Here is a 12,704-nt window from a genome sequence, read left to right as displayed (position 1 = left end):
GCGTGCCCGCCGCGGCCGCCGGAGAGGTCACCGTGGGCGCACCGGCCGCCGTCCGGGGCGTCCGGGGCGTCCTGGCCGTCCGGTGCGGCCGCGGTGGTGTGCCCGTCGGCGGTGCCGTCCGGGCGGTCGGGGGTGTCGCCGGTGCGGGGTCCGGGCACGGCGGGTGCACCGGGGCCGGCCGGGGCGGCGGCGCCCCGGTCGTCCGTCGGCGGTCCCGCCGAGCGGGCGGGCCGCTCAGGGACCGGCTGGTCCGGAAGGGTGGCCGCGAGGCGCGGGATGGCCGGCGGCGACACCGCCGCGTCGGATCGTCCGTCACTCGGCCGTGCTTCACCCGTCGCCCCCCTCGGAATCTGATGTCCCGTCACTTCGCTCCCCAGCGCCTGCCCGTTCTCGACGCAGTCCCCCGCTCCGGGACCATACACCAGGATCGTCACTCAGGGACAGGGGTGGAGTACTCTCCGTGACGGACAGGGGGCTTGTGAGCAGCGCACTCGGGGGCGCACCCGCCCCGGGCCGCGGGTCAGGTGGTCAGGACCACGTTGGCGAGCTCCTCGCCCGCCGCGAACCGGGTCAGCTGCGCCGCGAGGAGACGCTTGGCGCGCGGCATGAACGCGGAGGTGGAACCGCCCACATGGGGACTCACCAGGACACCGGGAGCGTGCCAGAGGGGATGCCCGGCCGGCAGCGGTTCCGGGTCGGTGACGTCGAGCGCGGCGGTGATCCGGCCGCCCTCCAGCTCCTTCAGGAGCGCGGCCGTGTCCACGACGGGGCCGCGGGCCACGTTCACCAGGAGGGCGCCGTCCTTCATCCGGGCGAGGAACCCGGCGTCGGCGAGATGCCGGGTCTCGGCCGTCAGCGGCGTGGAGAGCACGACGACGTCAGCCTCGGGCAGCAGCGCGGGCAGCTCCGAAAGGGCGTGCACCGGACCGCGCTCGGTGGCACGCGCGGAGCGCGCGACGCGCACCACCCGCGCGCACTCGAACGGAACGAGCCGGTCCTCGATGGCGGCGCCGATCGATCCGTAGCCGACGATCAGCACGGACTTGTCGGCGAGCGCCGGGTAGAAGCCGGCCCGCCACTCCTCCGCGTCCTGGCCGCGGACGAAGCCGGGGATGCCGCGCAGCGAGGCGAGTATCAGGGCGAGCGTCAGCTCGGCGGTGCTGGCCTCGTGCACGCCCCGGGCGTTGCACAGCCGGACGCCCGGGCGCAGCGCGCCGACTCCCGGGGTCACGTGGTCGATGCCGGCGGACAGGGTCTGCACGGCCCGGACGGAGGCCATCGCGGCCAGCGGCCGGCACGCGATCTCCTCGCCCTTCATGTACGGCACGACGTAGAAGGCGCAGCGCGCCGGATCGGCCGGGAAGTCCGGCCCGCCGTCCCAGAAGCGGTAGTTCAGGCCCGACGCGCCCGGCGCCGGAAGTCCCTCGATCTCGTCGGCGGGAATCGGAAGCCACACGTCAGCGGCGGTGTCATCGAACGTCATGACCGGGAGGCTATGCGATGGATCCGGTGCGCCATTGGTTACTTTGGGGGGCGGCACAGGGAGGGGTACCGGCAGGTGGAGCGCAGGACGATCGGGGCGGCGGCGCTCGGTGTGGGTGCGGTGGGCCTCGGATGCATGCCGATGAGCTGGGCGTACAGCGGTTCGCAGCGACGCGGCGACCGCTCGCTGCGGACGGTGCACGCGGCCCTGGACGCCGGGGTGAACCTGCTCGACACCGCCGACATGTACGGCCCCTTCACCAATGAGCTGCTGCTCGGGCGGGTGCTGAAGGAGCGCCGTGCGGACGCCTTCGTGTCGACCAAGTGCGGCCTTCTGGTGGGCGACGGGCACGTCGTGGCCAACGGTCGCCCCGGGTACGTGCGCCGGGCCTGTGACGCCTCGCTGCGCCGCCTCCAGACCGATGTGATCGACCTCTACCAGCTGCACCGGGCCGACCCCGAGGTGCCCGTGGAGGAGACCTGGGGCGCCATGGCCGACCTGGTGCGGGCGGGCAAGGTGCGGGCGCTCGGCCTGTGCGCGGTGGGCGCCCGCTCGACCCGGCGGGGCGCGGCGGGCGGTGGATACGAGGGAACGATCCGCCAACTGGAGCGGATCCAGCAGGTGTTCCCGGTCAGCGCGGTCGAGGCCGAGCTGTCGGTGTGGTCCCAGGAGGCCCTGGTGCGGCTGCTGCCCTGGTGCGCGGCGCGGGGCGTCGGGTTCCTGGCCGCGATGCCGCTGGGCAGCGGCTATCTGACCGGGACGCTGACGCCGGGCGGCGGCTTCGAGGCCGACGACCCGCGGGCCCGCCACCCCCGTTTCACGGCCGAGATGATGGCCGCCAACCAGCCGCTGGTCGCGGGCCTGCGCCGGGTGGCGGCCCGCCACGGCGAGGACGTCACGCCGGCGCAGGTGGCGCTCGCGTGGGTGCTCGGCCGGGGACCCCACGTGATCCCGATCCCGGGCGCGAAGCGGGAGCGGTGGGCCGTGGAGAACGCGCGGGCGGCCGGCCTGGCGCTCACCCCGGCGGACCTGACGGAGATCGCGGCACTGCCCGCGCCGAGGGGATCCTGGGACTAGGGACTTCTGGGACCGGGGCTCCTGGGACCAGGGCTTGTGAAACCCGCCGCGGCGGATGGGAACCCGAACGGGCCGGGCGGTGTATCAAAGGCAGGAACCGCCGCGGGAAGGGATCGGGAGCATGGGTCGAGGCCGGGTCGTCGTGAAGGGCGTGGCGGGGGCTGTCGCCGCGCTGCTGCTGGCCGCCGGGTGCGGGTCGCCCTCGGGTGGGGACGGGGGGCCGACGGCCACGCCGACCGCTTCCCCCACGACCGCTTCCCCGACGCCGGCGACGAGCCCTCCGCGGGCCGCGGTGAGGGTGGCGGGGACGCTCACCGAGGGCCTGAGATCGCCGTGGGGCCTGGCCGAGCTGCCCGGCGGTGACCTGCTGGTCTCCTCGCGCGACGAGCGGACGATCACCCGCGTCTCGGCCGGGGACGGACGGAAGACACCGCTCGGCGAGGTGCCCGGGGTGGTGCCGGGCGGCGAGGGCGGCCTCATGGGCCTCGCCGTGCGCGACGGCTGGGTGTACGCGTATCTGACCTCCGCCTCGGACAACCGGATCGTCCGGATGCGGTACGGGGGCGGGGCGGGTGACCGGCTCGGGGCGCCGCAGCCGGTGCTGACCGGCATCCCGAAGGGCACGGTCCACGACGGCGGGCGGATCGCGTTCGGCCCCGACGGGATGCTGTACGCGGGGACGGGCGAGAGGGGCGAGACCGGGCTCGCCCAGGACCGGGACTCGCTCGGCGGGAAGATCCTGCGGATGACCCCGGAGGGCCGCCCGGCGCCCGGCAACCCCTTCCCGGGCTCGGTCGTCTATTCGTACGGGCACCGCAATGTGCAGGGACTGGCCTGGGACGGGGACGGGCGGCTGTGGGCGGCGGAGTTCGGGCAGAACACCTGGGACGAGCTGAATCTGATCGAGCCGGGGCGGAACTACGGCTGGCCGGAGGTCGAGGGCCGTGCGGGCCGCTCCGGGTTCACCGACCCGGTGGCCCAGTGGCCCACCTCGGAGGCCTCGCCGAGCGGGATCGCCTATGCGCGCGGCGCGATCTGGATGGCCGGGCTCAGGGGCGAGCGGCTGTGGCGCGTCCCGGTCTCCGGCGCGGAACGTTCCGGCGAGCCCCAGGCGTTCCTCTCGGGTGAGTACGGACGGCTGCGCACGGTCCTGACGACCGGCGGTGGCGCCCGGCTCTGGCTGGTGACCAGCGAGACCGACACCCGGGGCACCCCGGGGCCGGGCGACGACCGGATCCTCCGGCTGGAGGTGGGTTAGCACCCGGCATCTCAGAGGGAGGCCGAGCACATGTTCAACCTGATGGAAGAGCTCTTCGCGCCGGGCCGCAAGCACACCGACGACGAGCGGCAGCGGCTCGCCCTGACCCGGGAGGACGTGGGCGACGGCGATCGGCACAAGGGGCCGATAGACCTGGCCTCCGGGAAGGTGACCATACGGGTGGCCGCGGCCGCCGAGGCTCCCGCGCCCGCCGGGTCGGACGGGTCAGACCGGGGCGTCGAGGAGGCGGAGGCGGTGGGCGAGGGCGGCGGCCTCGCCACGGCCGGCGACGCCCAGCTTGGCGAGGATGTTGGAGACGTGGACGCTCGCCGTCTTCGGTGAGATGAACAGCTCCTCGGCGATCTGGCGGTTGGTGCGGCCCTCGGCGACCAGGCGCAGCACGTCCTGCTCGCGCGGGGTCAGACCGAAGGCGTCGGAGGCGTCGTGGTCGGGGTCCGCGTCCACCGGCGCCGCGCGGTCGGCGGCGAGGGGTGCCAGCCGGGCGCGGGCGGCGAGGAGCTCGATGTCCTCGCGCAGCGGGTGGGCGCCGAGGCGGACGGCGGTGCCGTGGGCCTCGCGGAGCAGCGCGGCGGCCTCCTCGCGCCGGCCGCCCTCGGCGAGCAGGGCGTCGGCGAGCCGGTGCCTGGCCCGGGCCAGCTCGTAGGGGCGGTCGAGCGGCTCGAAGGCGGCGACGACCTCGGCCCAGCGTTCGGCGGTGTCCCGGCCCTCGGCGCGGGCCAGTTCGGCGGAGACCTGGAGGGAGTGGGCCTTCCAGACGGGTGCCGGGGCGGCCAGGTTCCGTACGCAGCGGCGGATCAGGTCCAGGGCGGCCGGGCGGCCGTCGGCGGCGGCCGGCAGGCCCCGGGCGTCGGCCTCGGCGGTGACGGCGGCGAGGACGAGCGGCCAGCCGTAGCGGTGGGCGCCGGGCGGGAAGCCGGCCTCGGCCGCGGCGGCCAGGATGGCCCGTACGTCGGCGAGACGGCCCTCGGCGGCGGCCACGAGGGTCTCCACCTGCGCCATCGGCAGGCTGTACTGCGGCATGGGGTCGCGGGTGCCGTAGCGGGCGGCGGCCTCGGCCAGTCGGGCGGCGGCCGGGGCGGGTTCGCCGCGCAGCACGGCGAGGAGGCCGAGCAGCATCAGGGCGGTGCCGCCGGGCTTGGTGTCGGCGGCAGCGGTGCGCAGCAGCAGTTCGGCTTCCTCCTGGCCCCGGTCCCAGTCGCCGAGGGCGAGCAGTGACTCGGCGAGGTTGGCGCGGATCCAGCCCGCGCTGTCGACGAGGCCGTGGGAGCGGGCCATGTCGATGCCGGTGCCGGCGATCTCCACGGACTCGTGGGAGCGGCCGAGCCCCTCCAGGCAGGAGGAGAGGTTCACATGGGTGCGCGCCGCCTCGTGGAACTGGCCGAGGGCCATGGTCCGTTCGCGTACCTCGTGGAGCTCGGCGAGCCCGCGCTCGGTGTCCCCGGCGGCCACCATGATGGTGCCCAGGGTGCCCCGGGCGGTGAGTTCGATCGCCTCGGCCTTGACGAGGCGGGCGTATTCGACGGCGCGTTCGGCGTCGGCGAGGGCGTCGGGGCCGGGGTTGCGGAGCATGCCCCAGCCGGCGGCGACGGCGAGCACGAGGGCGTGGACGGCGGAGGGCGGCAGTCCGCGGACGAGTTCCTGGGCGCGGGCGATCTCGGCCCAGCCGTCGCCGCGGGCCAGGTTGGACTGGAGCCGGGCCCGCTCGGTCCAGAACCAGGCGGCGCGCAGCGGGTCGCGCTCCTCGTCCGTGTCGAGCAGGCGCAGCGCCGTCTTGCCGATCTTCAGGGCGCGTTCGCGTTCGCCGCTGAGCCGGGCGGCGACGGCGGCCTCGGCGAGCAGGTCGAGGTAGCGCAGCGGGGTGGTCTCGGGGTCGCAGCCGCAGGGAGGGTAGGCCTCGGCGTAGTCCATGGGGCGCAGGGCGTCGCGGACCTCGTCGGGGACCTCGTCCCACAGTTCGAGGGCGCGTTCGAGGAGCCGCAGTTGTTCGGCGTAGGCGTAGCGCTTGCGGGTCTCGACGGAGGCGCGCAGGACGGCGGGCAGGGCGCGGGCGGCGTCGCGGGAGTGGTACCAGTAGGTGGCGAGGCGGTTGGCGCGGACGTCGGCGCGGACCAGGCCGGGGTCCTGCTCCAGGGCTTCGGCGTAGCGCCGGTTCAGGCGGGAGCGTTCGCCGGGCAGCAGGTCGTCGCTGACGGCCTCGCGGACCAGGGAGTGGCGGAAGCGGTAGCCCTCGCCGTCGGCGGCGGCGATGAGGATGTTGGCGCCGACGGCGGCCCGCAGGGCCTCGATGAGGTCGTCCTCGGTGAGCCGGGCGACGGCGGCGAGCAGGTCGAACTCGACGGTGGAACCGCCCTCGGCGACGGTCCGGACGACCCGCTGGGCGTCCTCGGGGAGGGTCTCGACGCGGACCAGGAGGAGGTCGCGGAGGGATTCGCTGAGGGGGGCCGTGCCGCGGCCGCACTCGTGGGAGGCGACGAGTTCCTCGACGAAGAAGGCGTTGCCGTCGGAGCGTTCGAAGACTTCGGCGAGCAGGGCCGGGGAGGGTTCGGCGGCCAGGATTCCGGTGAGCTGGCGGTGCACCTCGGCGCGGGTGAAGCGGGAGAGTTCGATGCGGCGGACCGAGCGCAGCCGGTCGAGTTCGGCGAGGAGGGGGCGCAGCGGGTGGCGGCGGTGGATGTCGTCGGAGCGGTAGGTGGCGACGACCACGATCCGGCCGCGGTGCAGGGTGCGGAAGAGGTAGGCGAGCAGGTGCCGGGTGGAGGCGTCGGCCCAGTGCAGGTCCTCCAGGACGAGGACGACGGTGCGGTCGGCGGCGAGGCGTTCCAGGAGCCGTACGGTCAGCTCGAAGAGGCGGGCGGTGCCGTCCTCGGCGGCGGGCTCGTGGCTGCCGACGTCGCCGAATTCGGGGAGCAGCCGGGCGAGTTCGCCCTCCTGCCCGTCGGCGGCGGCGGTGAGCTCGGCGGGCAGGCGCCGGTGGAGGGCGCGCAGGGCGGTGGAGAAGGGTGCGAAGGGCAGCCCGTCGGCGCCGATCTCGACGCAGCCGCCGACGGCGACGACGGCGCCCTGGGCGCGGGCGAGTTCGGTGAACTCCTCGACGAGGCGGGTCTTCCCGACGCCCGCCTCACCGCCGACGAGCAGCGCCTGGGGCTCTCCCGCGCCGCCGCGGGAGAGCGCCTCGGTGAGGGCGGTGAGTTCGCCGGCGCGGCCGACGAACACGGGGCTGACTGACCTGGTCTCCACGGCGCCGAGCATCGCACAGGCGTCCGTCGCCCGGCTCATACGGGGGTCACGCGGCCCGTGCGAAGCGGCGGGGGTCGGCGCTCACCCGCCCCTCGGGATCCTGGCGGCGGCTCGAACGGCGGGCGGCCTTGGCGGCGCGGACGGCCTCGCGGGACAGCCGCTGGGCGGCGGCCTCGCGGACCAGCTCGGCGTGGTGGGCGCGGTGCAGCTCGTACTCGAACATCGTGTTCTCCCTGGGGTGTCGGTCCCGTTTCCGGTCCCGGTTTCGGTATCGCTCCTTGCGATGCCTCTACTTTCGCGGCCCAGGCGGTGCGGCCACATCGGGCGTGTGCCGCATGTTCGGGGTACGAGGGGCCTTAGGCGCCCGCGTGAGGTCCTTAGGCGGTCCTCAGCCCGGTCTCAGGCGGTCGCCAGGCCGGCCTCAGGCGGTCCTCAGTCCGGTCTCAGGCGGTCGTCAAGCCGGCCTCAGGCGGTCATAAGGCCGGCCTCAGGCGGTCTCGGCGGCGCGGGCCGCGCGCCATTCCGGGGCCAGGACCGACCAGACCTCCATGTCCGCCCGCTTGCCGCGGTAGCGGTAGCTCTGGCGCAGGACGCCGTCGCGGCGCATGCCGAGGCGGCGGGCCACGGCGATGCTGGGGGCGTTGGCGGAGGAGACGTGCCATTCGACGCGGTGGATGCCGCGCCGCTCGATCGCCCAGTCGATGATGACCCGGCAGGCGCGGGTGACCAGGCCCCGCCCCGCGTAACCGGGCTCGATCCAGCAGCCGGCCTCGGCGAGCTCGTTCTCGGTGTCGAAGATCCGGAACATGACGCCGCCGACGAGGGTGCCGTCGACGCGGATGCCGTAGAGGTAGCCGGCGTCGTGCGCGCTCTTCTCGGCGTAGCGGACCAGGTGGGCGCGGGCGGAGTCCAGGTCGGGGACGACGTCGGGCAGGCCCACGTGGGCGCCGATGAAGTCGCGGCCGCGGTCGATGTGGGCGAGGAACTCCTCGGCCTGCCAGGGCTGGAGGGGGGTCAGCTCGGCACCGTCGTCACCCAGCGATATCGCGAACATCCTCGTTCTCCTCTGCCTGCCCCGCCTGTTGCGGCCGCGGAATGATCACCTGAGTGGGGATCTTCGCACGGGTGTCGCCCGTGACGCGGCACTCGGGCGTCTCGATGCTGATCCGCGGCAGCACGCGGTCGAGCGCGCGCGGCAGCCACCAGTTCGCCCCGCCGAGCATGTGCATCAGGGCGGGGACGAGCAGGGTGCGCAGGACGAAGGCGTCGAGGGCGACGGCGGCGGCGAGCGCGATGCCGAACATCGCGATGACCCGGTCGCCGGAGAGGACGAAGGCGAGGAAGACGGAGATCATGATGACCGCCGCGGAGTTGATCACGCGGCTGGTCTCGGCGAGGCCGACCCGGACCGCCCGGCGGTTGTCGCCGGTCTCCAGCCACTCCTCGTACATCCGGCTGACCAGGAAGACCTGGTAGTCCATGGAGAGGCCGAAGAGCACCGAGACCATGATCACGGGCAGGAAGGGTTCGATCGGGCCCGCGCTGCCGAGGCCGAGCAGCTCGCTCCCCCAGCCCCACTGGAAGATCGCGACGACCACGCCGAAGGCGGCGGCGACGGCGGCGATGTTCATCAGGGCGGCCTTGAGCGGGATGCCGATCGAGCGGAAGGCGAGCAGCAGCAGGACGCAGCCGAGCGCGATCACCACGCCGACGAACAGCGGCAGCTTGCCCACGATGATCTCGGCGAAGTCGTCGTAGGAGGCGGTGACGCCGCCGACGTGGACCTGGAGCGAGGAGCCGTCGGCGGCGGCCGGCAGGACGTCGTCGCGGAGCCGGTCGACGAGCTCGCTGGTGGCCTTCGACTGGGGCGAGGAGTCGGGGACGACGGTGAGGACGGCGGTGTCGCCGGAGCTGTTGTACGCGACCGGGGAGACGGCCTCGACGCCGTCGGTGTGCGCGAGCCGGGCCGGCAGCCGGTCGAGGGCGAGCCGGTCGTCGGCGCCGTCGAGCGAGGCGACGAGGGTGAGCGGTCCGTTGACGCCGGGGCCGAAGCCCTCGGCGACCAGGTCGTAGGCCTTCCGCGTGGTCGCGGCGGCCGGGTTGTTGCCCTGGTCGGAGGTGCCGAGGTGGAGGGAGAAGGTCGGCAGGGCGAGGACCACCATGACGACGGCGGCGACCGCGCCGAGCAGCTTGGGGTGGCGCTCGACGAAGGCGGACCAGCGGGCGGCGAAGCCGGTGGGCAGCTCGGGCTGGGGGCCGTGCTCGGCGAGCTGGCGCCGCTCGCGGCGGCTGAGGGCGCGCATGCCGATGAACGAGAGCAGCGCGGGCAGCAGCGTGACGGAGGCGGCGACGGTGAGGACGACGGTGAGGGAGGCGGCGATGGCGACGCCGTTGAGGAAGCCGAGCCGCAGGATGAGCATGCCGAGCAGGGCGATGCAGACGGTGGCGCCGGCGAAGACCACGGCGCGGCCGGTGGTGGCGACCGCGATCCGGGCGGCCTCGGGCACGGGCAGGCCGCGTTTGAGGCCCTTGCGGTGCCGGGTCACGATGAACAGCGCGTAGTCGATGCCGACGCCGAGGCCGATGAGCATGCCGAGCATGGGGGCGAAGTCGGCGACCGTCATGAGGTGGCCGAGGAGCACGATCCCGGAGTAGGCGATGCCGACGCTGACCAGGGCGGTCGCGATGGGCAGCAGGGAGGCGGCGAGGGAGCCGAAGGCGAGGAAGAGGACGACGGCCGCGACGACGACACCGACGGCCTCGGCGATGTGGCCGCCGGGCGCCTCGGTGAGGGCGACGGCGCCGCCGCCGAGTTCCACCTGGAGGTGGTCGCTCGCGGCGGCCTTGGCGGTGTCGACGAGGGCCTGGGCCTGGGCGACGGGGATGTCGTCGGCCTGGGCGTCGAAGGTGACGGCGGCGTAGGCGGTGCGGCCGTCCTCGCTGATCTGACCGGGCAGGGAGCCGTAGGGGGAGGTGACGGAGGCGATGCCGGGCAGCTCGGCGACCTCGTCGAGCATCTCGGTCATCCGCTGCTCGACGTCGGCGGCGCGCACGCTGCCCCGGTCGGTGTGCCAGACGATGGTGCCGTTGTCGCCGCCGGCGCCGGGGAAGCCCCGTTCGAGCAGGGCGGTGGCGCGGCCGGACTCGGTGCCGGGGGCCTCGTAGTCGTTGGAGTACGCGCTTCCGGCGATCGCCGCTCCGGTGGCGACCCCGCCGAGGGCGAGGAGCCAGAGCAGAACGGCGACGAGGCGGTGCTTGATGCACCACCGTGCGATGGCTGCCAAAGGACGTGCTCCCTGGGTGGTTCGGTGCTCCGCCCACTCTCGCAGCCAATCGTGATCGTTTGCCCCTTTCGTGGCGATCCTCACAGGGGTGCGCCGGGGTACGGGTCGACGGTCCCGGACCCCGGCGCACCCTGCCCCTGAGCTGCGGGCCTCAGCCCGACACGCTGGGGCGCCCGTTCTCGATGTGACCCATGAGACGGCGGCGGAAGCCGTCGGGGCCGGTCACCTCGATGTCGTACCAGCCGTGGGCGTCGGCGGCGGAGTGCACGACGGTACGGGTCTTCCCGGGCTTCACGGTCAGGGTGCGGGCCCAGCGGCCGCGCTCGCCGAGGTCTTCGGGGTCGACGTAGCCGAGCGGCCGGACGGTGAAGGAGACCGGGGCGTCGGTGTCGTTGCGGACGGTGAGGTGCAGGTCACGGTCGTGGTGGTCGATGCGCGAGACGAGCTCGGCGCCGCCCGTCGCGGGGCCCTCGAACTCGCGGCGGAAGCCGTTGGGGCCGGTGATCGTGAAGCGGTAACGATCACGCGTAAGGGGGACCGTCCACGGTGCCGTGCCCCTGACATCCCGGTGCTGGGGGACGGCGAACTCGCCCGCGTACGGGTAGAGGGCGAAGTGCGCGCTCGCCCGGCCGGTGTTGCGGAGGGTGACGGAGACCTTGCCGTCCTCGACCTTGGCGTGGGCGTCCGGCTGGTAGGGCAGCGGGCGGGCGGGGCGCGTGCCGGGCTCCTGGGCGGGCATCGACTGCACGGCCGGCGGCTGGGGCCGCCAGCGGCCGGTGAAGGGCGGGATCGGTCCGGGCTGCTCGACGGGGGGCTGCCGGCGGGTCCGGTGGAAGTCGAAGGCGGAGGTGAGGTCGCCGGTGACGGCTCGGCGCCAAGGGGTGATGTTGGGCTCCTCGACGCCGGTCAGCCGCTCCAGGAAGCGGATCACGGAGGTGTGGTCGAAGGTCTCGGAGCAGACGTAGCCGCCGACCGACCAGGGCGAGATCACGAGCAGCGGGACCCGGATGCCGAGGCCGGTGGGCAGGCCCTTCCACCGCTCGTCCCCGTTGTCGGCCGGCGGCACGGGCGGCGGCACATGGTCGAAGAAGCCGTCGTTCTCGTCGTAGTTGATCAGGACGACGGTGTGGCGCCAGACGTCCGGGTGCGAGCCGAGGGCGTCGAGCACCTTGTAGACGAGGGTGGCGGAGGCGATCGGCGAGGAGGAGCCGGGGTGCTCGGAGTCGATCGCGGAGGGGACGAGGTAGGAGACCTCGGGCAGCGTCCCGGCGGCGACGTCGGCGCGGAAGGCGTCGGCGAGGGTGCCGGTCTCGACCCGGCGGAGCCCCCGCTCGAAGAGGGAGCGCTCGGCGTCGGTCAGGGTCGCCACGCCCTCCTCGAGCAGGCCGAGGAGCCTCGCCCGCTCGGCGGCGTCGGCGGTGTCGCGGACGGCGGCGTAGAAGGACTCCATGAAGGTGTGCCCGCCGGTCCTCGCGAGCGCCTTGCGGGCGATCTTCTTGAAGCTGGTGAAGAACTCGATGTTGTTGTCGGTGAAGTTCTCCCACTCGCTGTACGTCTTCCAGCTGCGCCCGGCGGCTTCGAGACGCTCGGCGTAGGTGGACCAGCCGTAGCCGGGGTGGGTGCCCTCCGCGTAGGCGGCGTTGGTGACGGCGCGGCTGCCGTCGGCCTCGTAGCCGGTCCAGCCGGACCAGAGGTGGTTGCGGTTGGGGCTGGTGGAGGTGTGGACGGAGGAGTGGTAGGCGTCGCAGATGGTGAAGGTGTCGGCGAGCTCGTAGTGCAGCGGGATGTCCCGCCGGTCGTAGTACGCCATGGTGGCCGCGGTCTTCGCCGAGACCCAGCCGTCCATCCAGCCGTCGTGCCAGGCCTTGGCGCCGCCGCTCCAGGAGTGGTCGAGGTCACCGATGTACTGGAGGTCCTTCCGCTGCGCCTCGGCGGCGCCGCGCACCGGGAACGGGAGCACGGTCCGGCCGAGCGGGCCGGGCTGCTCGAAGACCGGCCGGCCGGAGGGCAGCTCGATGGCGTTGCGGTCGCCGAAGCCGCGGACGCCGCGGAGGGTGCCGAAGTAGTGGTCGAAGGAACGGTTCTCCTGCATCAGGACCACCACGTGCCGCACCGCCGCCATGCCGCCGGCCGGCGGCTCGGCGGCCATCGCGGCCTGCAGCGACGGCGGCAGCAGCGATCCCGTGGCGGCGACACCGAGCGCGCCTCCGCCGAGCGCGAGCAGCCTTCTGCGCGATATCTCCGGTGACACGCCCCGACCTCCTCGTCGACAGCCAATGGTTCACCCGTGAGCCATTGGATGGGTACGGCGGGGACGGTAGTGAGGCGGGATGACACGGAGAAG

The 12,704-nt window shown here is 74.1% G+C and carries 9 protein-coding genes; 3 read left to right on the top strand and 6 right to left on the bottom strand.

The genetic code is table 11. The features are described 5' to 3' along the window. Positions 1-520: 520 nt before the first annotated feature. Positions 521-1,483: a 2-hydroxyacid dehydrogenase gene (locus tag ACFY7C_RS24045; protein ID WP_389654078.1), complete on the bottom strand. Its 963-nt coding sequence runs from the start codon at positions 1,481-1,483 to the stop codon at positions 521-523. A gap of 75 nt (positions 1,484-1,558) precedes the next feature. Between ACFY7C_RS24045 and ACFY7C_RS24040 the strand changes: the two genes are divergently transcribed. The 3 genes from ACFY7C_RS24040 to ACFY7C_RS24030 all read left to right on the top strand — a co-directional run bounded on the left by ACFY7C_RS24040 (position 1,559) and on the right by ACFY7C_RS24030 (position 4,160). Further along, positions 1,559-2,560 carry an aldo/keto reductase gene (locus ACFY7C_RS24040; protein ID WP_389654076.1) on the top strand — a complete coding sequence of 334 codons (1,002 nt, stop codon included), beginning with the start codon at positions 1,559-1,561 and terminating at the stop codon, positions 2,558-2,560. Positions 2,561-2,681: 121 nt separating this feature from the next. After that, positions 2,682-3,818 carry a PQQ-dependent sugar dehydrogenase gene (locus ACFY7C_RS24035; protein ID WP_389654074.1) on the top strand — a complete coding sequence of 379 codons (1,137 nt, stop codon included), beginning with the start codon at positions 2,682-2,684 and terminating at the stop codon, positions 3,816-3,818. A 30-nt stretch (positions 3,819-3,848) separates the two neighbouring features. Beyond that, positions 3,849-4,160: a DUF6191 domain-containing protein gene (locus ACFY7C_RS24030; RefSeq protein WP_389654072.1), complete on the top strand. Its 312-nt coding sequence runs from the start codon at positions 3,849-3,851 to the stop codon at positions 4,158-4,160. Here ACFY7C_RS24030 and ACFY7C_RS24025 read toward each other — a convergent pair. The 5 genes from ACFY7C_RS24025 to ACFY7C_RS24005 all read right to left on the bottom strand — a co-directional run bounded on the left by ACFY7C_RS24025 (position 4,044) and on the right by ACFY7C_RS24005 (position 12,611). After that, positions 4,044-7,115, bottom strand: coding sequence for an AAA family ATPase (locus ACFY7C_RS24025; RefSeq protein WP_389654070.1), 3,072 nt, complete (start codon positions 7,113-7,115; stop codon positions 4,044-4,046). The genes ACFY7C_RS24030 and ACFY7C_RS24025 overlap by 117 nt on opposite strands. 7 nt (positions 7,116-7,122) lie before the next feature. Continuing rightward, the gene (locus tag ACFY7C_RS24020) at positions 7,123-7,299 is read right to left on the bottom strand and encodes a hypothetical protein (protein ID WP_389654068.1); all 177 of its coding nucleotides are present in this window, start codon (positions 7,297-7,299) and stop codon (positions 7,123-7,125) included. A gap of 264 nt (positions 7,300-7,563) precedes the next feature. Continuing rightward, positions 7,564-8,130 (bottom strand): GNAT family N-acetyltransferase, encoded by a 567-nt coding sequence (locus tag ACFY7C_RS24015; RefSeq protein ID WP_389654066.1) that lies wholly within the window; start codon positions 8,128-8,130, stop codon positions 7,564-7,566. After that, positions 8,108-10,360 carry an MMPL family transporter gene (locus tag ACFY7C_RS24010; protein ID WP_389654064.1) on the bottom strand — a complete coding sequence of 751 codons (2,253 nt, stop codon included), beginning with the start codon at positions 10,358-10,360 and terminating at the stop codon, positions 8,108-8,110. Before ACFY7C_RS24010 ends, ACFY7C_RS24015 begins: the two co-directional genes overlap by 23 nt. Before the next feature lie 151 nt (positions 10,361-10,511). Next, positions 10,512-12,611 (bottom strand): phosphocholine-specific phospholipase C, encoded by a 2,100-nt coding sequence (locus ACFY7C_RS24005; RefSeq protein ID WP_389654062.1) that lies wholly within the window; start codon positions 12,609-12,611, stop codon positions 10,512-10,514. Positions 12,612-12,704 lie beyond the last annotated feature (93 nt).

This window comes from Streptomyces sp. NPDC012769, from assembly GCF_042901205.1.
Classification (GTDB): domain Bacteria; phylum Actinomycetota; class Actinomycetes; order Streptomycetales; family Streptomycetaceae; genus Streptomyces.
This window is presented reverse-complemented; position numbering and strand designations above follow the sequence as displayed.